General features: G+C 45.4%; 17 protein-coding genes. 11 read left to right on the plus strand and 6 right to left on the minus strand.

Going from position 1 to position 23,006, the window contains the following annotated elements:
- Positions 1 to 153: 153 nt before the first annotated feature.
- From L5M49_RS01790 to cmoA, 4 genes are all read right to left on the minus strand, one after another.
- Complete coding sequence (locus tag L5M49_RS01790; RefSeq protein ID WP_263161346.1) at positions 154 to 1,062, minus strand: LysR family transcriptional regulator; 909 nt, start codon at positions 1,060 to 1,062, stop codon at positions 154 to 156.
- Between the two features lie 203 nt (positions 1,063 to 1,265).
- On the minus strand, positions 1,266 to 3,125 hold the full coding sequence (locus tag L5M49_RS01795; protein WP_263161343.1) for a M3 family metallopeptidase: 1,860 nt from the start codon (positions 3,123 to 3,125) through the stop codon (positions 1,266 to 1,268).
- 295 nt (positions 3,126 to 3,420) lie between these two features.
- Positions 3,421 to 4,413 carry a tRNA 5-methoxyuridine(34)/uridine 5-oxyacetic acid(34) synthase CmoB gene (gene cmoB / locus L5M49_RS01800; protein WP_263161339.1) on the minus strand — a complete coding sequence of 331 codons (993 nt, stop codon included), beginning with the start codon at positions 4,411 to 4,413 and terminating at the stop codon, positions 3,421 to 3,423.
- Positions 4,410 to 5,141 carry a carboxy-S-adenosyl-L-methionine synthase CmoA gene (gene cmoA, locus L5M49_RS01805; protein WP_263161336.1) on the minus strand — a complete coding sequence of 244 codons (732 nt, stop codon included), beginning with the start codon at positions 5,139 to 5,141 and terminating at the stop codon, positions 4,410 to 4,412. The genes cmoB and cmoA overlap by 4 nt, the downstream gene beginning before the upstream one ends.
- 150 nt (positions 5,142 to 5,291) lie before the next feature.
- Between cmoA and L5M49_RS01810 the strand changes: the two genes are divergently transcribed.
- The 11 genes from L5M49_RS01810 (at position 5,292) to L5M49_RS01860 (ending at position 19,548) form a co-directional block, all read left to right on the plus strand.
- Complete coding sequence (locus tag L5M49_RS01810) at positions 5,292 to 8,102, plus strand: transporter substrate-binding domain-containing protein (protein ID WP_263161333.1); 2,811 nt, start codon at positions 5,292 to 5,294, stop codon at positions 8,100 to 8,102.
- 184 nt (positions 8,103 to 8,286) lie between these two features.
- On the plus strand, positions 8,287 to 10,065 hold the full coding sequence (gene aspS, locus L5M49_RS01815) for an aspartate--tRNA ligase (protein WP_263167326.1): 1,779 nt from the start codon (positions 8,287 to 8,289) through the stop codon (positions 10,063 to 10,065).
- A 298-nt stretch (positions 10,066 to 10,363) separates the two neighbouring features.
- A complete protein-coding gene (locus tag L5M49_RS01820) occupies positions 10,364 to 11,110 on the plus strand; it encodes a YebC/PmpR family DNA-binding transcriptional regulator (protein ID WP_173496875.1) in 747 nt (248 codons plus the stop codon).
- A 103-nt stretch (positions 11,111 to 11,213) separates the two neighbouring features.
- Positions 11,214 to 11,735 (plus strand): crossover junction endodeoxyribonuclease RuvC, encoded by a 522-nt coding sequence (ruvC, locus tag L5M49_RS01825; RefSeq protein ID WP_006081743.1) that lies wholly within the window; start codon positions 11,214 to 11,216, stop codon positions 11,733 to 11,735.
- Positions 11,732 to 12,349 carry a Holliday junction branch migration protein RuvA gene (gene ruvA / locus L5M49_RS01830; protein ID WP_028759853.1) on the plus strand — a complete coding sequence of 206 codons (618 nt, stop codon included), beginning with the start codon at positions 11,732 to 11,734 and terminating at the stop codon, positions 12,347 to 12,349. The genes ruvC and ruvA overlap by 4 nt, the downstream gene beginning before the upstream one ends.
- 47 nt (positions 12,350 to 12,396) lie before the next feature.
- Entirely contained in the window at positions 12,397 to 13,401 is a 1,005-nt protein-coding gene (gene ruvB, locus L5M49_RS01835; RefSeq protein ID WP_028759854.1) for a Holliday junction branch migration DNA helicase RuvB, read from the plus strand.
- A gap of 744 nt (positions 13,402 to 14,145) precedes the next feature.
- Complete coding sequence (locus L5M49_RS01840; RefSeq protein ID WP_263265336.1) at positions 14,146 to 16,683, plus strand: TonB-dependent receptor plug domain-containing protein; 2,538 nt, start codon at positions 14,146 to 14,148, stop codon at positions 16,681 to 16,683.
- A gap of 223 nt (positions 16,684 to 16,906) precedes the next feature.
- Positions 16,907 to 17,587: a response regulator transcription factor gene (locus L5M49_RS01845; protein WP_028759856.1), complete on the plus strand. Its 681-nt coding sequence runs from the start codon at positions 16,907 to 16,909 to the stop codon at positions 17,585 to 17,587.
- 225 nt (positions 17,588 to 17,812) lie between these two features.
- On the plus strand, positions 17,813 to 18,940 hold the full coding sequence (locus L5M49_RS01850; protein WP_105252564.1) for a M14-type cytosolic carboxypeptidase: 1,128 nt from the start codon (positions 17,813 to 17,815) through the stop codon (positions 18,938 to 18,940).
- A gap of 12 nt (positions 18,941 to 18,952) precedes the next feature.
- Entirely contained in the window at positions 18,953 to 19,270 is a 318-nt protein-coding gene (locus tag L5M49_RS01855) for a zinc ribbon domain-containing protein (protein WP_219234123.1), read from the plus strand.
- Complete coding sequence (locus L5M49_RS01860) at positions 19,267 to 19,548, plus strand: YeaC family protein (RefSeq protein ID WP_113940384.1); 282 nt, start codon at positions 19,267 to 19,269, stop codon at positions 19,546 to 19,548. The genes L5M49_RS01855 and L5M49_RS01860 overlap by 4 nt, the downstream gene beginning before the upstream one ends.
- Positions 19,549 to 19,854: 306 nt before the next feature.
- Here the strand turns inward: L5M49_RS01860 and ansA are convergent, their stop codons facing one another.
- Positions 19,855 to 20,868: an asparaginase gene (gene ansA, locus L5M49_RS01865; RefSeq protein ID WP_006086774.1), complete on the minus strand. Its 1,014-nt coding sequence runs from the start codon at positions 20,866 to 20,868 to the stop codon at positions 19,855 to 19,857.
- A 138-nt stretch (positions 20,869 to 21,006) separates the two neighbouring features.
- Positions 21,007 to 22,854 carry a signal peptide peptidase SppA gene (sppA, locus tag L5M49_RS01870; RefSeq protein WP_263138842.1) on the minus strand — a complete coding sequence of 616 codons (1,848 nt, stop codon included), beginning with the start codon at positions 22,852 to 22,854 and terminating at the stop codon, positions 21,007 to 21,009.
- Positions 22,855 to 23,006 lie beyond the last annotated feature (152 nt).

Below are 23,006 nucleotides of genomic sequence, written 5' to 3' on the forward strand. Positions count from 1 at the left end.
ATTAGGTTTTAAGCTTTAACTATTTCCATGATTCGCTGTTCATCATCTTTTTCGAAACAACCTCTCAGTACCACTAAGAACTAACCATTTAATCAGCAGTTAGTACTTATCGTTTTGCTCACTCGAATTGATAACTCGTTTGGTATCTTGCTGTTAATGACTATTCGTCGTTTCAATTCCATGCTGTTTTAAAATCAAGGAAGCAAGCAGTTTTGATGCAGGCCCTTGTTGATCTCTTTTAGGGATCACTAAGCTCAACATGATACGACGTTTTTGGCTGCCCTCAAGATGTAAACGTACTAGATTACCCGAAGCCAATTCTTCTTGGATTAAGAAAGAGGGGATCCAACAGAAACCAATACCTTGATTTAAAATGACTTTAGCTTCATGGAAGTTAGAGACTGTCCAGCGCTGCTCAGCTTTGAGCCAGCCGATATCAATGTTGGATTGCACTCCAGTATCTTTAATCACTAACTGTAAATATTGTGCCAGTAGTTTATCGTCTTCAATTGTGCCTAAGTCAGCGAGTGGGTGATTTGGATGACAGACGAGGTAGAGTTCTTGTTCACATAAGGGTTCGGATATATACCCTTTAGGCGGCACCCCTGCACAGATAGCAATATCGACTTTACTCTGCAGAATGAGCTCTTGAGTGCCGGTGATCACAGAGTCCAGCATGATGATTCGAGTGCCACGACTGTGGGGTAGAAACGCATTGAGGGCACACACTAAGCTTTCCATCGGATATATAATTTCACGGGCAATCGTGAGTGTCGGCTCCCACCCTTGTTCGAGATTACTCGCAAGTTGTTCTAACTCGTTGACGGCTTGGGTGACATGCCGTGAACGGCGCAGCAGCACTTCGCCCTGCGGGGTGAGATAGGCTTTACGGCCTTTGACTTCGAGTAGCTCGATACCTAACTGATGCTGTAATTTGGCAACCGCATGGTTGAGCGACGATTGACTCTTGTTGAGTTTTTCGGCCGCTTGGGCGTAGCCGCCAAAATCGACCACCGCTTGCAAAATACGCCATTGTTCTAAGGTAGATTTAGCTCGAGTCATTATAATCTCAAAAAAACGATAGATTGGGGCTTATAGTGGCCACTTCTTACGACTTTTTCAATTAAATATCATAGAGTCAGTCGTTTTCACGACATACAGCTAACTATGTCGCGCTAAGTTATTGAGGGGATAGAGAGGCTAATCATGACGATTTTCAGTGTTTGCGCCCGAGCGAGTCACAAACACATCCTAAGCATTCACACTTAAAACGCACAAGAACCTATTGCGTCGAAAGCTTGGGTGTTGGAGCTGTCAGCATGTTCTGAAGCGGCGCTATTTGAGATCCTTTGGATCAGCGCAGAACTATCAACGGGGGCGCCAATGACCGCTTTTAATTGGTCACTGAAGCTTAAAGCGTCTTCATTGATGACTAATACATTGAATAATTTTAGTTTGTCTTGGCAGTTGAATGTGGATTGAGCTATCAGCTGGGCTAGCGATGCTTGCCAGAGTGATTGGTAGTAGAGCGGTCCTTCGTTGGCGATAGCATTGAAGCTATAAGGATAATCCTGTGTTTGTGGCCAGTCTTGACCAAAGCTAGCATTAAACTCCGCACCGAGATCGGGGTAGACTTGTGCACTTGAGTTTTGGTAAAAGTTGACTGCAACCTTAGCGCGAAAGACTTTAAGCTGCTTCGAATAAGCTTTAGCCAGTGTTTCACGCTCCTGTAAATAGGTGTGCTCAAACTGCGGAAAGAGTTGATGGCGCAGTACTTCTGCTAACCAAAGACTCGCCACAAAATAGCTATCTTGACTCTGTCCCATGGCATTGTTGAGGTAGAAATGGCTCGCTTTAGCAAGAGAAGTGACAGCCTCTGCGATAGACTCGGTTAATTGCTCAATGTCTTTGTAGTTACTCAGCTGTGGCTTGAGATCTAAAGCTTGTTGTCCAAATTGCTGGCCGAGTACACTTTGACGCAATGTCTGCTGTTGACTACCTTGCTGTGGATTTGGGTTATACGCCACATAGATTTCACCTAACAATCTTTGCTGGTGGTAGACCCTGACGATATGTGGCCGATTGGGATCGGCAGGTATTTTATCGACCTTAGCGGTTTCTATGGTCTCAAACTGCAAACCAAACACTTGCAGATAAGTAAAGCTGCGACTCAAGACGTCAGAGGTTTGCCATGTCGGCACCTTGGCTGATGCTTGTTGTGACAGGGTTCGCCCAATATCCCAGGGAGCCACTTGCAGATCTTGGGTTTGGCTATCAAGAAAAGCTTTGACTAATTCAGGGGACGATAACTGCTGCGAACTAAGCACTAATGCGCTGTAATCGGTAAAGCCTGCAGCAGTGGCGGCTTGTTGGCGCTGCTCAGCAATTCGCTCTAACGCCGTTTGATTGGTTTCACTGGCTCTGGCTTGGTAGGCCTGCCATACATTTTGGCGACATACGGCGTTTTCCTGCGTCAGTAAGTAACTGGCGATAGTGCCAGAAAAGTCGCTCTGCTTTGAACTGTCGGGCTTCGGCTCGTCACTTTTATCCTCTTTTTTATGCAGATGTTGCTGCTGAGTCACTTCAGGTTGGCATTGGCTGCCATTGAAGGCAAGACTAAATTGTTGACTGCCTAACCCTTGGCCTATGCTGGCTTGTGCAGTATGTAATTTCGCTTTCTCCTCGGCGCTCCAATGTTGTTGTAGCAATTGTTTAAGCTGTTGGCTCAGTAGTATTTGTTCTGCATTGCCTTGGGCTAAGGCGTAGGCTAGTTGGCTCAATTCAGTTTGGCTGAGAAGTTGCGACAGGGTGTCGGCGAGGTGTAGCTGGCATTGCAGTAGACCCTCGCGTTCCTCACTTGGTAAGTTAAACCCACGGTAATAGTTGAGTCTGTCGTTGATATTATTAAGCCCTAACATCTGTTGCTCAAAAATAAGCGCGCGCTGGGCCAAGGCTAATTCAGACGCAGTTAAACGCGCATTGGCGAACACAGTCGCAAGATCAATACTTGGCAAACGCAGGCATTGTTCAACTAAAAGGGGAACAGGGCTTGGCGCCGCATAGGCGGCATTCGTAACATAAAGGCTCAAGCCAAACAGGCTAACCAGTAAAGTGGGTTTTAACATGGGTTATGTGTTCTGCATCTGTGATGGAATGAGTTAACTTTGACTTAGTATCCAATTGAGTTAGCTTCAAGTCATTGTTATGCATGAAACCCTGTTCTGTTCTGGATGTCAACGATAAGGGGGGGAGTCGCAAATGTATTGCTATTCAAGGAAGGAGTTACACTAAGCTGCTGAACACTTACATATTCCAGATTAACTAGATGAATGGTGATCTTTCGGCTTTTGATATCAGCCATTACCAACTCAAACCTTGAGGACGCAATGACTGATATTCGCTTACTTCAGACTGAAAAGGTTAGTTTAAATCCTGATTAGGCTGATTTTTCACCGCGATAATCGTGGCGCGTTTGGGCGCAGGATAACCTTCAACCGTTTTGGTGATGTCGTTAGGATCTAGGTATTCAACCAGTGATTCGTTGGGCATCCAGTCGGTACGGCGTTGCTCGGCAAGGGCTGTGACATCGGTATCGACACAACGGATATCAGTGAAATCACACTTTTTTAACCATAGCATGAGCGCGGCAACGGACGGAATGAACCATACATTATTCATTTTGCCATATCTATCTTGAGGCACGAGTACGGCATTTTCGTCGCCATCTATCACCAAGGTTTCTAGCACGAGCTCACCACCGGTGCGCAATTGATCACGCAGCTGTAACAAGTGATCGATAGGCGAACGTCTGTGATACAAAACACCCATGGAGAAAACCGTGTCAAATGCATCGAGCGGTGGCAGCTCTTCAATACCCAATGGTAACAGGTGTACAGGGTGATGTGTGCCCGCTAAACGTTTGACGGCTTCAAACTGACATAAAAACAACGGTGAAGGGTCGATACCGACGACACGTTTGGCACCTGAGCCCAACATGCGCCACATGTGATAACCACTGCCGCAACCGACATCGAGCACAGTGCGGTTTTTCAGCGGCGAAATATGTTGCTTAACGCGGTCCCATTTCCAGTCACTGCGCCATTCGGTATCGATGTGGATGCCATGAATGTGGAAGGGGCCTTTACGCCATGGCATAAACAAACGCAGCAGGTTTTCAAGCTTCTCTTTTTCGCCTGGGCTAAGTTGCTCGCCGCTACCGACGGTCACGCTATCAACAAAATCCACTTGGTCGGGTGCTGGATAGTGCAGCTTGTTGAGCACTTTTTCCCACTTTGGCAGGTTGCCGTGTTTATGATCTCGTTGCCACTTGCCTAAAATGCTCGGCAGGGTTTCGAGCCAGTGCTGTAGATTCGAATCGGCGATTTGTTGGTAAAACGAGCTAAAGCTGATCACTTGATGGCCACCATAGAAGCAAAGTTAAAGCATTGGAACCAGAGACTAAAGTGACTAAAGCCTTGGCTGGTGAGTCGTTGTTGATGCGTGGTTAAGGTGTCGGGCTTCATGACATTTTCCAGCGCACTGCGTTTTTGGCTGATCTCAAGTTCACTGTAACCATTAGCGCGTTTAAAGTCTAAATGTTGCTCTTCCAATAGGGTTTGGATCGGGGCATCTTCGAAGCGAATTTTTTCTGATAGTACTAACATCCCGCCGGGATTCAGACCTTGATAAATCTTCGCTATCAGGGTTTCTCTGTCTTCTGGCGGTAAAAATTGCAAGGTAAAGTTGAGTACCACCAATGACGCATTTTGAATATCGATATCGCGAATATCACCGCAAACCAGATCGACATCCGTATCGCTGACATAGGCATTCAGGTTCTCTTGGCAGCGTGCGACCATAGATTCACTGTTATCTACAGCAATAATGCGACATTGGCGGCCTTGGATTTGGCGACGAATACTTAAGGTCGCGGCACCGAGTGAGCAACCCAAATCGTAAATTTGAGTATTTGGCATGACGAAACGATCTGCAAAATCGCCTATGGTATTGATAATTTGCGCATATCCAGGCACTGAGCGGCGGATCATGTCACTGAATACGCCTGCTACACGGTTATCAAACTGGAAATCGCTAATATGCTCGCTCGCTTGAGCGTAGATAGTGTCTTGAGAAACGTTCATCTGAGATTTTTCATGGGAATTCAACTGTGCATTTTAACGAATCAGAGCGATTAGCAGCAAGTCTCATGCTAGTAATTTGCGATAAATTTTTGTCTAATACTTAATAGATAACAAAATCGTTACATGTACATCAAGTACTAAGGGCTCAACTTGAAGTTTGTGATCCACTTAATTGTGATCTTGTGCAGCTGTTTTTTGAGTATAACGGGGCAGGCAAGTCCGTTGTCCTCTGAGCCATTAATCATCGTTATGGGTGAGGATAGCTTTCCCTATCAATATGTCGACAACGATGGCGAGCCGACTGGATTACTGGTTGATTTATGGAAAGAGTGGGCTAAACACAGCCATACCCAAGTGGTTTTTGTGGCGCGTCACTGGCACGAGTCCCTTGATCAACTGCGGCAAGGTAAGGCGCAAGTGCATATCGGCATGGGGAAAACCCCAGAGCGAGAGCAAGAATTTGATTTTGCAGTGCCCATTGCGGATGTGGGCACTTTTTTGTATTTGCATAAATCCCTGCAGGGCAAAAAATCCATCAAAGAACTGATCCCCTTTCAAATTGGTGTGGTAGCGGCTTCATCCCATGAAGCGGAATTACACCGTATCGAACCGCAGCTTGTGTTTAAACGCTACGAAAGTCGTGAGAAATTATTGGCAGGGGTCGCCGCGGGCGAGATCGTAGTCTTTGCGGGGTTAGAAGGCTATTTGAAAGATCCCGACTCATCCCAAGAGATTGCCGCAAACTTTCCCAATACTGCCCGCCTTCAAATTAAGGCGATGCAGTTTGTACCCGCAGTTCAAAAGGGCAATCTTGCATTAGTCGATAAGATCAATAAAGGTTTCACTGCGCTCGATGTGCACTTTATTCAGCAAACGGAGCGACGTTGGCTTGGCTATCAACGTCAACAAGCTGGGATTGTTATTTCGATGCAACTGGGCGCCGAGCCTTTTGTGGACTTAGGGGTCGATGGTTTACCCCATGGTTTGTATGTGGACATGTGGCAACTGTGGTCTGAGAAAACGGGTATTGCCGTTGATTTTATTTCTGGTGATATGAACTCCAGCGTGGACGATGTTCGTCGTGGTCTCGCCGATGCCCATATAGGTTATCCTGAAAGTGATGATGTTAAAACGGGCCTTACTCAGGCTTGGCATTTATATACAGTGAAGAGTCGACTCTTTCTCTATCAGCAACAGTTAACCGATTTAGACTGCTTAAAAGGTAAGCGTATTGGTGTGGTGCCGACAGCGCCTTATTTGGTGGATTTGCGTAAAGCATTACCCCAAGTGTCACTGCGTTATTACGACAGTATGGATGCCATGGTGGCGGGGGCGAGGTCTGGAGAAGTTGTCGGTTTTATCGCCGCGGGTGCATGGACATCCCATTATTTATTGCTCAATAAAGGCTGGTCTGACTTTAGCCAGTATCCTGATCTCGAATTTAGCACCAACATTTATGTGCTGACCCGTAGCGATGATGCTGGCCTTACACAGAGGATAGCCAATGGGTTTAACAGTATTAGCAATCAAGAATTTGCCGAGATTGAACATAAATGGATGCTCAATCCTAAAGATCATGTTTTTACCCAAGCTGAGCGTCATGTCAGCTTAAGCCCCGCTGAGCAGGCCTATGTGGAAAGCGTAGGCGAGCTCAAAGTCGGTTATCTAAAACAATGGCCACCGATGGAGTTTATGGATGAACAGGGTGAGTTTGCGGGGATCAATAGCGATATCGTCAAATTGCTCAAGGAACAACTCAAACTTAAGCTCACGCCCGTTGCCTTTGATGATTGGCATTCGTTAATCGAGGCGTTGCAAAAGGGCGAGGTGAGTTTAGCCGGCAGTGTCGCGCAAACGGCGGAGCGCCAGCAGCGTTTAGCGTTTAGTGAAGCCTATTGGCCATCGCCGTGGGCCTTAGTGTCGCAACTGGAACAAGTCTCGGTTTTTAATATTGCTCAGCTCGCAGGTCAAAGGGTGGCTGTGGTTGAGGGATATCATTTGGTGGCGCAATTGATGAGTCTGGAGCCTTCGCTCAAGTTAGTCATGGTGCCAAATACGCAGGCCGGATTAGCGGCCGTGACGAATGGCAATGCGGATGTGTTTATCGATAAAGTGGTGACTTTAGCTTCTGAGCTTAAAACCAGCCACTATCCGACACTGAAAATGTCGCTGCTCAGTGATCTCGCCGATCAACACAGTCATATTGGTGTTTATCCTCAATTTGCGCCGCTGGTGCCGTTGATTAACAAAGCTTTGGCTTTGGTTGATGCTCAACATCAGCAAAAAATATATACGCGCTGGGTGTCATTTTCTGTGGCGACAGAGAGTGCTAAATATCTGCAATGGCTGCGTTATATCGTGTTTGGCGTGATAATCTTGTGTTTAGTGATGGTGGCTGTGCTGTTAGTGAATCGTCGTTTAAATCGTGAGATCACCCAGCGATTGGTGGCAGAAAAACGTTTGCTGCATGTGGCTAATCATGATGCTTTAACTCAGTTGCCCAATCGTGCCTTACTTGATGACAGACTAACCCAAGCTTTGCTATCTCATCGCAGAGAACAGGCACATTTCGCTTTGTTATTCATCGATCTCGATGGTTTTAAACAAATCAATGACCAACACGGTCATCCCATTGGCGATGAATTACTGGTACTGGTCGCCCAAAAGTTAACCAAGGTTATCCGTGGGTCAGATACCGTTGCGCGATTTGGCGGCGATGAGTTTGTTATCCTGCTAAATCGTGTGCAAGATCTCGATGCCGTTACCCAAGTTGCTGATAATATTCTACAGGCACTGTCGAGCCCTTTGCTTATTCAAGGCGTCAGTGTCAGCATAGCGGTTAGTATTGGCGTGGTGATTTACCCCCGCGATGGTGACACCGCGATAGGTTTATTAAAAAAAGCCGATCAGCTGATGTATCAAGCAAAAAGTAGCGGCGGGCGTTGTTATCGCTCAGCTTGATGTTTTTTTGAACGCTCATGCTCAGATAGTGCGTTCGCCTCTAGTCAAGGGCGTAAAACTGTTTGATACTTCACCGCCTAAGTGTGAAGTACTTTGGTAATCGGCATTATTTTACTATAATGCCGCTTTTATCTCGTTTTGATTATTTCCAAAGCACCGGTTTCCGGATAAAGGATAGAGTTAGATGCGCAGTCATTATTGTGGAGACGTCAATAAGTCTCACGTTGGACAAGAAGTTACCTTGGTAGGTTGGGTTAATCGTAGCCGTGATTTGGGTGGCGTTGTCTTTTTAGATTTAAGAGACAGAGAAGGTCTCATCCAAGTGGTCTATGATCCAGACTTACCTGAGGTGTTCAATGTCGCTAGCACGCTGCGCGCTGAATTTTGCGTTCAGGTCAAAGGCTTAGTTCGTGCCCGTCCTGATAGCCAAGTCAATGGTCAAATGAAGACGGGTGAGATTGAAGTCTTAGGTCAAGCCTTGACGATTATCAATGCTGCCGATCCACTGCCATTGAGCATGGATAACTACCAGAACAACAGCGAAGAGCAACGTCTTAAGTATCGTTACTTAGATTTACGTCGCCCAGAAATGGCGCAGCGATTAATTTTCCGCGCTAAAGTGACCAGTTCTGTGCGTCGTTTCCTCGACTCAAACGGTTTCTTAGACATAGAAACACCGATCCTGACCAAGGCAACCCCAGAGGGTGCCCGTGACTATTTAGTGCCAAGCCGCACTTATAAAGGTCAATTCTTTGCCTTGCCGCAATCGCCACAGCTGTTTAAGCAGTTACTGATGATGTCAGGCTTTGATCGCTACTATCAAATCGTAAAATGCTTCCGTGATGAAGATTTACGTGCCGATCGTCAGCCAGAATTTACCCAAATCGATATCGAAACGTCTTTCATGAGCTCAGAGCAAGTGATGGCGAAAACCGAAGAGATGATGCGTGGTCTGTTCCTTGAAATGCTGAACGTCGATCTCGGCGAGTTCCCGCGCATGACTTACAACGAAGCGATGCGTCGTTTTGGTTCAGATAAGCCAGATTTACGTAACCCATTAGAGCTGGTGGACATTGCCGATTTACTCAAAGAAGTCGAATTTGCGGTATTCTCTGGTCCTGCGAACGATGAAGAAGGCCGTGTTGCTGCACTGCGTATTCCGGGCGGCGCTGCACTGTCTCGTAAGCAAATCGATGATTACACTAAATTTGTTGGCATCTATGGTGCTAAAGGCTTAGCGTGGATGAAGATTAATGACCTAAGCCTTGGCTTAGAAGGCATTCAATCACCGGTGCTGAAATTCTTAAACGAAAGCATAGTGAATGAAATCGTGAGCCGCACTGGCGCGCAAACTGGTGACATTATCCTGTTTGGTGCAGATCAGGCGACTGTGGTTGCCGAATCTATGGGCGCACTGCGTCTTAAAGCGGGTGAAGATTTCAGCTTATTACAAGGTGAATGGCGTCCACTGTGGGTAGTTGACTTCCCAATGTTTGAGAAAATCAACGGCAACTTCCACGCGGTTCACCATCCGTTCACCGCACCGCGTGGTGTAACGGCAGCTGAACTTGAAGCTAACCCAGCAAATCGCGTTTCTGATGCTTACGATATGGTATTAAACGGCTGCGAATTAGGCGGTGGTTCGGTGCGTATCCACAACCAAGAAATGCAGTCTGCGGTATTCCGTATTCTGGGTATTACTGACGATGAAGCTAAAGAGAAATTCGGCTTCCTGTTAGAAGCGCTGCGTTACGGTACTCCGCCACATGCTGGTTTAGCGTTTGGTTTAGACCGCATCATTATGCTGATGACGGGCGCAAGCTCAATCCGCGACGTGATGGCGTTCCCGAAAACCACCACTGCCGCTTGTCCGCTGACTAACGCGCCTGGTTTTGCCAATCCGCAGCAGTTAGCTGAACTGGGTATTGCCGTGGTTGAGAAAGCCGTTAAAACGGAAGACTGATCTTTTGTAAGAGAGCTTTGTAAGGCGACTGTTGTCAATCGACCTTATTCAAATCGACATTATGTAACTCGTTTTTGTGTAAGTCGATTTGGGTTAACCCTTATCAGTTATTTTTAGTCGTACCGAAAACCGAGGCATGAGCCTCGGTTTGTTTTAGTGAACCGTCATTCCACCGCTTATCAATATCTGTTAGTTCAATCCTTTAAGTAAATAGCCGTTATTTAGTCTCATTCCACCTTCGGCTCTTGATAAGCTTTGCGATGGCACCTAGATGATACCTAAGTAGAGGAGACTTCCCATGGCAGGTCACAGTAAATGGGCCAACATTAAGCACCGTAAAGCGGCTCAAGATGCTAAACGCGGTAAACTCTTTACTAAATTCATTCGCGAGTTAACCGTTGCAGCCCGTGAAGGTGGCTCAGATCCCGACTCCAATCCACGATTACGTGTCGCCATCGATAAAGCCCTCGGTGGTAATATGACCCGAGACACGGTTGAGCGTGCGATTAAACGCGGCGCCGGTGAATTAGAAGGCCAGCAACTCGAAACCATTCTCTATGAAGGTTATGGCCCAGGCGGCACCGCTGTGATGGTTGAAACCATGACGGACAATCGTAATCGTACTGTGAGTGGTGTACGTAATGCGTTTAGTAAATCGGGCGGTAACTTAGGCACGGATGGGTCGGTTTCTTATCTGTTCACTAAGCGTGGGGTGTTATCCTATGCGCCGGGAACCGATGAAGATGCATTGATGGAAGTGGCGCTTGAAGCGGGCGCGGAAGATATTGTCAGCTATGATGATGGTGCTGTGGATGTGTTTACTGATCCCGTTGATTTCTATACGGTGAAAGAGGCGCTCGATAACGCCCATTTTGTGGCGGATAATGCCGAAATCGCGATGATAGCCTCGACGAAAGCTGAGCTTGATCTAGAAACCGCCGAAAAATTTATGCGCCTTATCGACACCCTTGAAGATCACGATGATGTGCAAGAGGTGTATCATAATGCGGAAATCTCCGATGATGTGATGGCAAGCCTAGGCTAGATTGACTGTGAGCTGAATTGGGGCGTCAATTGATGCCCATTTCAGCTCGCAAACGCTAACGTAGGAACAGGGACGCAAATGTAGATCCCAAATAAGGTATTGAATGGCAATTATTTTAGGTGTTGACCCAGGTTCACGGATCACAGGCTACGGCGTGATCCAATGTCAGGGACGGCATCAGATTTACCTCGGCAGTGGCTGTATTCGCACTTCGTCTGAAGAGCTTCCTGGTAGGCTAAAGCAAATTTTTGATGGGATCACTGAGATTATTCGTCAGTATCAACCGGACGAATTTGCGATTGAGCGCGTATTTATGGCAAAAAATGCCGATTCTGCGCTCAAGTTAGGCCAAGCACGCGGCGCGGCCATTGTTGCTGCCACAGTCGCCAATTTACCTGTGGCCGAATACAGTGCGACTCAAATTAAGAGCGCAGTCGTGGGTACGGGGCGAGCACAGAAAGCCCAAGTACAACACATGATCCAACAACTACTTAAATTACCCGCAGCCCCACAAGCTGACGCCGCAGATGCACTCGGAGTTGCTGTGTGTCATTATCACACCAGCCAGAGTTTAATTGCATTGAGTGGCCGGGCAACGGCAAGAACATACGGACGGTACAGATGATAGGTCGTTTACGGGGCGTGCTCGTTGAGAAACAAGCACCAGAAATTTTGATCGATGTTAACGGTGTTGGTTACGAGTTGCAGATGCCGCTTACTAGCTTTTATGAGCTGCCTGAAGTTAATCATGAAACTATGGTCTACACCCACTTTGTGGTGCGTGAAGATGCACAGCTTCTCTATGGTTTTATCACTAAGCAGGAAAGGGCGTTATTTCGCTTACTGATCAAGACCAATGGTGTCGGTCCCAAGCTTGCTTTGACCATTTTATCAGGCATGACAGCCGCAGAATTTGTGGGTTGCGTTGAGCGCGATGATATAGTGACCTTAGTGAAATTACCCGGTGTTGGCAAGAAGACCGCCGAGCGGTTACTGGTAGAAATGCGCGATAAGCTCAAGAGCTTGATGGAAGCCTCAGCAGGCTCAGAGCGTGAGTTCGTGCTGCAATCCAATTACTCACCCGCACCGACAGTCAATAGCGCCGAAGAAGATGCTATTTCAGCTTTAATTTCGCTGGGTTATAAACCACCGCAGGCGAGCAAATCGGTTTCTGCAGCCTACAAAGAGGGCATGGATTCAGAAACCCTGATCAAAGCCGCCCTTAAATCGATGCTTTAATTGAACAATGATGATAATTAAGATGAAAGCTGCGATAAGGAATAACAATGATTGAGGCAGACAGGCTCATCCAGCCGCAGATCCAAGCTCAAGATGAATCCATCGACAGGGCAATGCGCCCTAAAATGCTCGATGAATACACGGGTCAAGATGACACTCGGGCACAGCTTAAGGTGTTTATTCAAGCGGCAAAGAATCGTAATGAAGCCTTAGATCATATGTTGATTTACGGTCCGCCGGGATTGGGTAAAACCACCTTAGCCATGATTGTTGCGAACGAGATGGGGGTGAACATTAAATCCACCTCGGGGCCTGTGCTGGAAAAAGCGGGCGATCTCGCCGCACTTTTGACCAATCTCGAATCCGGTGATGTGTTATTCATCGATGAAATCCACCGATTAAGCCCTGTGGTGGAGGAGATTTTGTATCCAGCGATGGAAGATTATCAGCTGGATATCATGATAGGTGAAGGGCCGGCAGCGCGCTCTATCAAGCTTGATTTACCGCCGTTTACTCTAGTGGGTGCGACAACACGGGCAGGAGCTTTGACTTCACCACTTCGGGCGCGTTTTGGGATCCCGCTACGGCTTGAATTCTATAACATCAAAGATTTAAGCACCATAGTCACGCGTTCGGCGCAGGTGATGGAACTGGATATTGATGCTGAAGGTGCATTTGAAATCGCACGCCGTTCACGTGGTACACCGCGGATAGCTAACCGACTGCTTCGCCGCGTGCGGGATTACGCGCAGGTGAAGCATGATGGCGCTGTCACTAAGTTTGTTGCCGACCATGCACTTGACTTGCTGGATGTTGATAATGAAGGTTTCGATTATATGGACCGCAAGTTACTACTCGCCATTATCGATAAGTTTATGGGTGGCCCAGTTGGACTCGATAACTTAGCCGCAGCCATAGGCGAAGAGCGCGAAACTATTGAAGATGTGCTAGAGCCCTTTTTGATCCAGCAAGGCTTTATCCAACGCACGCCCCGCGGCCGTATTGCAACCGCACGGGCATATCAACATTTTGAGTTGATCAAACCCGAGTAATCATCATTTTGATGATACAGACTCTAAGAGGCGACCTAAGTGGTCGCTTTTTTTATGGAGAAAATTTGCCCTTGAATGTGGTCGTATGAGGTGTAAGCCATTTATTTAAGAATAAGAAATAGGGGGGGGGGAGAGGGATTGGAAGCTAATACTTATATTCAAAATTAATAAGCAAGATCAGTAACAAATAGTCATTTCAAAGGCGTGCAGAATCATTTGTACCTTAATTGTTAAACCATAATTTTAGGTGTTGTTAAAATGCATAATTAGCACAATTGATACATAGTGTATCTCTGTTTTAATGCAATTTATCTATGTTTATCGGTATTTTAGCGCTTTAGCTATCGGTGGATATTGCTAGATATGCAGATTTAACAATAGTTAATCAATACGATGTTCTTTTAGGTTGCTTTGGTAAATACCTAAAAGTGTGATCTTGGTCACATTTTTCAATTTGCGGAATGTTGCATTTATGTTTCTTATTAACAGTCTTAAAGTCTGCTTAATATCAGACAGTTGGTGATTAACTCTGAATTGGTGTGATTTATAAGGGTATTGAAAAATAATGGCCAAATTAATTAACTAGATAAATCAAAATAATTAACAATATGTTTTTATTAGTTAAAATTTTGAGCATTGACGGAGTTAAAGTGAATCCTCAGTATCAGGTGCAACACTAGTACAGCAATAGCTGTACAAGCTGTAAGCATAAAAATAATAGTAAGATCTAGGGAGCATTCATACATGATCAAAAGAACTAAAGTAGCGTCAGCTATTAACTTAGCTATCGTTGCATCTATCACTACTGGTGCATTTGTTACGTCAAGCGCATTTGCTGCTGAAGAAAAAGCAAAAGTTGAACGTATTGAAGTGACAGGTTCACGCATTCAACGCCAAGATATGGAAACAGCATCTCCTGTGACCGTTATTGATGCTGCTGCGATTAAAGCGGAAGGTTTTACTTCTGTTGACCAAATGCTGCAAGTACAGACTTCGATGGCGGGTGCGGCAATTGGTTCAACAACAAACAACGGTGCTGACGGTGTTGCACAAGTTGATTTACGTGGCATGGGTTCACAACGTACGCTTGTGTTATTAAACGGTCGCCGCATGGTGAACTCTGGTTCCGGTGCTAACAGCTCTGTGGATTTGAACTCTATTCCAGTCGCTATGATTGCACGTGTTGAAATTCTGAAAGACGGCGCTTCAGCTGTTTACGGTTCTGATGCGATTGCTGGTGTAGTGAATATTATCACTAAGAAAGACTTTGAAGGTTTCCAGCTCGATTTTAACGGTAGTGGCACTGACAAGGGTGACGGTAAAAATGGCGACGTAAGTGCACTATACGGTTTCAATACCGATGGTGGTAATTACACCTTTGGTGCTGCTTTTTCTGACCGTCGTGGCGTGATCCAAGGTGACCGTGATTGGACTGAACCTGGTGCAAGTTCATTTATCCCTGAAGGTACTTTAGGCGGCAAGATTAAAGATGCCAATGGCAACTGGGTAGACCGTTCATACGGTTATGATTTTACCCAAGATAGTTACTATCAAACACCAAGTGAACGTCGTAGTTTATTTGCAAACATGACTCAAGAGCTAGGTAACGATGTTGTATTAACAGCAGATGCTATTTATACCAACCGTCGATCTAACCAGCAAATGGCTGCTCAACCTGCTGACATTATGCTAAATGTTTGTGGCGCGGCGGGCGTTCCAGCCGGAGCTCCATGTGTAACGCTTGATAGCGGCATGATCGCAGCAGGTATTAAAGCCGATGATAAGGGTTTAGTTAACTATCGTCGCCGGACTAACGATGTAGGTCCTCGTATTTATACTCAGGATACTGATACTTGGCGTTTATCAGGTGGTTTAGCGGGCACCTTAGATGTTCATACTGGTATGAACTGGGATGTAACCTACACCTATGGTAAAAACCAAGCTAAAACTGCAGTAGATAATTCTATTAATGCATCAGATATGCTTGATTCGATCTATGCAAATCCTAATGCATGGTTTAGTGGCACCCCATTAACACAGCAAATGATTAACGAAATCGGTTATTCAGAGCAAGCAAATGGTGGTAATGAGCAACAAACACTTTCTGCTGGTTTAAATGGCGAATTGTTTGATTTAAAAGCAGGTGCCGTTGGTTTTGCGATTGGTGCAGAATACCGTCGTGAAAGTGGTTTTTATAATCCTGATCCTGTAGTTGTTGCTGGTGAAAGTACTGCTGCTCAACAAGACCCTACAGATGGTAATTATAACGTTATTTCTATTTTCCAAGAAGTAAGTGTGCCTTTCACTGAGAAATTAACGGGTGAATTTGCGCTACGTTTAGATGATTACTCTACTTTTGGTAAAGCAACCACTTGGAAGATTGGCTTAACTTATGCAGCAACGGATGAGTTAATGGTTCGTGGTGTAGCGGCTACTGGTTTCCGTGCTCCAAGTGTTGCTGAATTGTATGGTGGTAACTCAGGTTCGTTTGATTATTTAGATGATCCATGGGGCAATGCTCAAGATCCACAAATTTTAGTAAATCGTACATCAGATCCAGATTTAAAGCCTGAAGAATCAGAGTCTTATACGGCTGGTTTAGTGTATTCGCCAAGCTATCTTGATGGTATGTCTGTGACTTTGGATTACTGGAGTTTCAAAGTTGATAACGCGATTGCGCGTATGGACACTCAAGCAGGTCTAGATGCATGTCATAGATTCCAAGTAGATGGCGATGCAACAGGTGCAGCATCTTGTGAAATTTTCAATATCGGCGCTAATGGCGATTTAGATAATTTAACGAATGCTTTAACTAACGTGGGTACACAAGACACGAGTGGTGTAGATTTCAACTTAGCCTACAGCTTTGAGCTTATTGGTTTAGATTGGAAACTAAACAATGACACAACTTACTTAGTTAACTTCGAGCAGGATGGTGAAAGCTATACTGGTACTATTGATGGTAACTTTGGTGCTTATGCTCGAGTTCGTAACAACTTTAGCTTGTCAGCAGGTCAAGATGATTGGAGTGTTATGTACTTCAATCGTTATATCGGCGGAATGACAGATCTAGCTCAAGGTACTGATGTAGACTCAATTTTGTACCATAACATTTCTGGTACTTATCATATTAATGATATGACGACTGTCAGTTTAGGCGTTAAGAATTTCACTGATGAAAAACCAGTTACTGTTTCTAACGGTAGCGATGGTGGTACAGTTCCACAAGTATATGACACAGTCGGCCGCGTGATTTACGGTGGTGTAACTGTTAAATTCTAAGCTAAGTTCAGACTCTTAGTTTCTAAAAAGCGCCTTAGGGCGCTTTTTTATTGGGAGTTTACGAGATGAATTTAGAGTCGCTAATCATCCGTTGATTGGTTGTTAATATCGTATTTTGTTCACAGTTTTCAACATCACACTTCTTAACTAATGTAATAGCGCTAGAGTCGTCCCGATTCGCATGGTAATATAAATGATATAGATTCTCGTTTGGGCTTTAAGGATGAGTAAAATACTCTTGGTCGATGATGATCCATTGTTTAGCGTTTGGTTAGCTGATGCCCTATGTACGCAAGGGCATGAGGTTAAGTGTGCGGTTAATGGCATCGAGGGTCTGGCATGCATTGAAAGTTTTGCTCCAGACATCATAGTGCTTGATTTAGTGATGCCACAGATGAATGGATTTGAGTTGCTAAAAGCGCGTGAATGTTCAACGCCGGTACTGATGATCTCAGCACGTGATAATGAAGATGATCGCATCACTGGTTATGAATTGGGAGCAGATGATTTTCTGAGTAAGCCGTTTAGCATAAAAGAGATTTTTGTCCGCTTACGAGCTTTAGAGCGGCGTCTCTGTGCCGGTCACTCTCACTCGCCGCAAATGGCGACTGTGGCGGCTAAAGTGATTAACTTCGATGAAATGAGTTATAGGATCACTATTGGCACCCGCTATGTCGATTTGACCCAAACCGAGTTTAAATTATTTAAATATCTTTTTGAAAGAAAAGGCCAAGTCATCACTAAGCAAGAGTTGCAGCGCTCAGTGCTACAGAAAGATTTGGGCCGATTTGACCGTAATCTGGACATGCACATTAGTAACACTCGCCGTAAGCTAGCCAATATCAGCTTGCCGCGTAATTTGATAAATACAGTACGAGGCCAAGGTTATAGTTTTATGGTCTAATATCTTCATGAATTTATAGCGAAAGGCTCATTTCTTGTGGATTTTAGGCGTGTTAACTGGTTAATTAAAGGTCGATTGCAAGTGTCTTGACTGAATTTAATGGCTTTCGTTTTCCCCTTGGGATGTTTTGGTTTATTCTATCGGCCATATAATAAAATGTGCCGTGTGATATCTATCGCACGCCATTAAATTGCCCTTAGTTTTAACAACCTATTAGGAATCATTATGCGGATCAGTGCCAACTTTGATGGCGGAAATATCCAAGTCGTCAATCTTGATAATAAAGACGATATTCAACTTGCTATCCGCCCTGATGCGGGTGGTGAGTTTTATCAATGGTTCAATTTTCGATTTGAAGGTGAAGTGGGTAACCATTACACCTTGAATATTATCAATGCGGGAACCGCTTCTTATACCAAGGGATGGGAAGATTATCAGGCGGTGGCCAGTTATGATCGCCAGCATTGGTTCCGTATTCCGACTCAATATCAAGACGGTAAACTGAGCATTAGCATAGAGTTAGATTGCGATGCCATTCAAATCGCTTACTTTGCACCCTACAGCTATGAGCGTCATTTAGATTTACTCAGCGGCGCCCAGTTACACCCAGATGTCAATTTAGAGCATTTAGGTCTGACCTTAGATGGCCGCGATATTACTCTGATGAAAGTAGGGAATGGCGATCCTTCTAAACGCAATATTTGGATCACCGCCAGACAACATCCGGGTGAAACGATGGCTGAATGGTTAGTTGAAGGTCTAGTGAATCGTTTACTCGATAATGACTGTCCCACGGCAAAAGCACTGCTTGATAAGGCCAATTTTTATATAGTGCCCAACATGAATCCCGATGGCAGTGTCAGAGGTCATCTGCGCACTAACGCGATTGGGATTAATCTAAACCGCGAGTGGCAAACACCGAGTTTAGAAAAAAGCCCTGAGGTATATCACGTCGTCAACAAGATGCAGCAAACGGGTGTTGACCTGTTTTATGATGTGCATGGTGATGAAGGCTTACCTTATGTGTTTCTAGCGGGTTGTGAAGGCGTCCCCGCTTACAATGATAAACTGGCGCAGCTGCAAGCGGACTTTAGTCAAGCATTGACCTTAGCCAGTGCCGATTTTCAAACTCAGTATGGGTATGATAAAGATGAGCCCGGCCAAGCGAATTTGACCGTAGCGTCTAATTGGGTTGCCCAGACCTTCAAGTGTTTATCAAATACCCTTGAGATGCCATTTAAAGACAATAACAATCTGGCCGATCCTTTTGTGGGTTGGTCACCAGAACGCAGTATTTATTTAGGTGAAGCATCGCTGATTGCCATGCTCGCCGTTGTTGATAAGTTACGTTAGGGCGAGGCTGATATGGCATTAATTGAATGTCCGGTGTGTCGTAAACGTATGTCGAGCAAAGCGCCTTCATGCCCCCATTGCCAAGCAAAAACCGATGGCGACAATGAGTCCTTATCGCGCATTAGCCATATTCAAAAGTCCAGCAGCTTAATGAATCAGAGTTTCGTTGCTATGACCTTGTTCATTGCTGGTGTGGTGATTTGGTTTTGGGGTGGGGAACCCGCTGAAGGTATGCGTGCGAATATCGCCGGAATATGCTTTGTGTTTGGTTTTGTAGGTTATCTCGTAACACGAGTCAGAATCGTGTTACATAAGCGGAAAAGTGTATGACGGATATCAATCAAGTGATCGACCAAATGCCCGTTGAAGTCTATGAAAGGCTTCGCAGTGCTGCAGAGCTGGGTAAGTGGGAGGATGGTACTGTGTTGAGTGAGACTCAGCGTGAATCGACTCTGCAGGTGGTGATGTTGTATCAAGCACGTAAGCTTGAGCAAACAGAGCATTTCACTATTGCATCTGACGGTAAAATTAATGAGCTGTCTAAGGCCGAGCTGAAAAAGCAATTCCGTGGTGAGCCAATTGCCGGCTTTAAAGCGCAGGATTTATAATTTCTGACTGGCCGCACTGATTGGCATGTAAGGGGTGTTTTATTATAGGTATTAGGCGTAAGTCTGAGGTTGGCAAGGGGATTGGCATTTTATCTTTTGTTAGTGATATCAAGACTAACATTGATTTGATATCAAATAACTTCAATGCAAATCTTGGTCCGCAAAAGTCTTAAAATAAATATTCATTTAGTGCTGTTTAGTCTGAGCTGAAATCTAGTCTGAGTTTAAATCAAAAAAGCCCATCAAATATGGGCTTTTTTTGTTGCTAGCGTTTGAGGGCAACAAACAGATTAAAAGACACTATCTTTAATCTATGCTCAGTTCACCGACTAGATTTTGTAACATGGCCGCTTTTATCTCAGCTGGTTGCAAATTTTTAGATAGCAAATAATGCAGTTTTGCTAAGGCTGCTTCTATAGTCATATCGGCGCCACTGATCACGCCTGCTTTGGCTAATGCATTGCCTGTGGCGTAGCCGCCCATATTCACCTTACCTTGGAAACATTGGGTTAGATTCACCAGCACTATGCCACGTTCATCTGCTTGCCTTAAGGTTTTGAGTAAGGCGGCATCCTGCGGCGCGTTACCCACACCAAATGTCAGTAGTATGAGGGCTTTAACTGGCTGCTGCAGAATGTTCTCAAAAATCTGTGTTGAGATCCCTGGATACAAGGTCACCACACCCACAGGCTGCGGACTGATATGCGCCACTTCCAATGGGGTATCGTTGGCGACGGTGATCTTGCCTGCGCGCAGATTGATTTTGATCCCAGCCTCAAGCAGTAGCGGGAAGTTGGGTGAGGCGAAAGCATCGAAGCCGTCGGCGTGGGCCTTAGTCGAGCGATTACCTCTAAAGAGTTTGTTATTGAAGAATAAACACACTTCAGCGACTGGATAATTCGCCGCAATATAGAGTGAGTTCAATAAATTAGTTTGGCCGTCTGAGCGCAACTGTGCGAGGGGAATTTGCGAGCCCGTCACTATCACAGGTTTTGATAAGCCTTGCAGCATAAACGACAGTGCCGAAGCCGTGTACGCCATGGTATCTGTGCCGTGAAGGATTACAAAGCCATCGTACTTATCGTAATTGGCTTGTATATCGTCGGCGATCATCTGCCAATCGGTTGGTGCCATATTGGAAGAGTCGATAAGCGGGCAGTATTCGTGGATCACAAATGTCGGCATTTCTTCATGGTAAAACTCAGGCATAGATTGCACGCACTGAGTCAGGAATCCCGCGACGGGGACAAAGCCGTTATCGGTCTTTTGCATACCGATGGTGCCGCCAGTATAGGCAACATAAATGGAGCGTTTAGTCATTCTTGTCGTTTTCTTTAGCTTCAAGTGGCCGAATTATACGATTTTACTGACATAAACCCAATAAAAAAGCCCGGAGATCCGGGCTTTGTCTTTGTCATCATCTTGACGTTGCGAGCAGCAACCTAGACGCTAGCAGATTTAGTTCATCATATTGCAACTATCACAGTAGATGTAGACGTTATTTGGATCATCAAAAGAGGTTAACGTTTTCAAACTGCTAGTCCACTGTTGTAGCATTTGCTCTAACATCGATGACTGACTTAGTGAGGCGGGCAGGTAACTCGATACTGAGGCAAACATCTGCTGCATGAATTTTTGTTCGGGTGTCAGCTCTTGTTCGATGACGCGGGTATCAAATAGCGTCATATCCGCGAGTTTAGCGGCTTTAGCTATGGCTTCATCTACATCACCCAGTTCATCGACTAAGCCAAGTTCAAGAGCCTTTTTACCGCTCCAAACGCGGCCTTGAGCAATCTTATCGACTTGTTCTATGGTCATCTTACGTTCTTTAGCGACCAGGGAGATAAAGTCCGAATAGCCGCGTTCAATATGACGTTGGATAATCGCTTCAATCTGGGGGGAAAGTGTGCGGGTAACTGATAATCCTGCCCATTCTGAGGTCGATACGCCATCGGTATGCACGCCTATACTGGCCAATGAATCTTCAAAGGTAGTAATCATACCAAAGATCCCAATCGAACCCGTGAGCGTCGTTGGCGTTGCGAAGATATAGTCGGCACTGGCTGAAATCCAGTAACCACCGGATGCTGCTAAACTGCCCATACTCACAACCACGGGTTTACCCGCTGCTTTAAGTGCCAGTAGTTCTTGACGAATTTGCTCAGAGGCAAAGGCGCTACCGCCAGGGCTATCAACGCGTAATACTAAGGCTTTAATGTGTTTATCAAAACGTGCCTTACGTAGCAGCTCGGCGGTGCTTTCACCGCCAATTTGGCCCGCAGGTTGAGTGCCGTTCAAAATTGTGCCACTTGCCACAATAATACCAACACTGTCTTGCTCTACAAAGCTGGGTAATGGCGTCACTAAGGTTAAGTAATCATAAAAACTGACTTGTTTGAAACTGTCACCACTGCTGGCTTTTCCTACGGTTTCTAGCATGGTTTTACGAAAATCTTCTGTGGTCGCTAGGTTATCAACCCATTTCATGTTGATTGCCATTGTGGCTGAATCGCCATTGGCTTTATCAAGCTCTGCCAAATAAGTGGTTGCGTCGGGCACCAGAGAATTCGGTTCGATATTGCGATTGCCAGCAACCGTTTGTGTGTAGCTTTGCCATACATCGGCTAACAGTGCACTACTGGCTTCCCGCGCAGCATCTGACATATTGTCACGTATGTAGGGTTCAACCGCAGATTTAAAGGTCCCCACGCGGAAAATATGCGCTTTGACTTTGAGTTTTTCTAAGGCCGATTTGAAATATTGGTTGTACATACTCAGGCCATCAAGCGAGACACCGCCTTGGGGATTGAGGTAAATGGTGTCGGCAAAACTGGCGAGGAAATATTGATTTTGCTCGTAGTAGTTGCCGATGGCGATGACTTTTTTACCGCTCTCTTTAAAGCGATTGAGTGCATTTCCGATAGATTGTAGTTTGCTGATCCCAGCACGTTTAAGATCGACCAGATCGAGCACTAGTACGCTAATACGTTGATCTTGCGCTGCATTGTCAATGACATAAAGCACATCGGCGAGTAGGATTTCACCATCGGCGTTGGCATTTTGGCCTTGTTTGAATGCGGCTTCTAAGGGATCGACTTGTTGTTTCTGATCGACAATAGAGCCGGCTAAATTAAGCACCAGTGCCGAATTATCTTCAACTTGGATATCTTCGCTACTGCCAATGGAGATAATGATCGCGGCTAAGAGTCCAAAAAAGATTAGATTGAGGATGAGTTTACGCGTCCCGTTCAGGGTGTGCCAAATAAACAAACATATTCTCTTGAAAAACGATGGGTTAGCGGACATCTGCCACTCCTTTATAAGTCCAATCTGCCAATGCTAACTGAAAATGGCGCTACAGGCTAAACACAATTGTAAAGGATTTTGACTGATGGCCTCGATCCAACGGTTGAGCTTAGATTTGACACAAGGTATGCTGATTTAAATCACTTGTTTTA

The sequence above is a fragment of the Shewanella sp. SM74 genome, from assembly GCF_025653725.1.
GTDB lineage: Bacteria > Pseudomonadota > Gammaproteobacteria > Enterobacterales > Shewanellaceae > Shewanella > Shewanella oncorhynchi.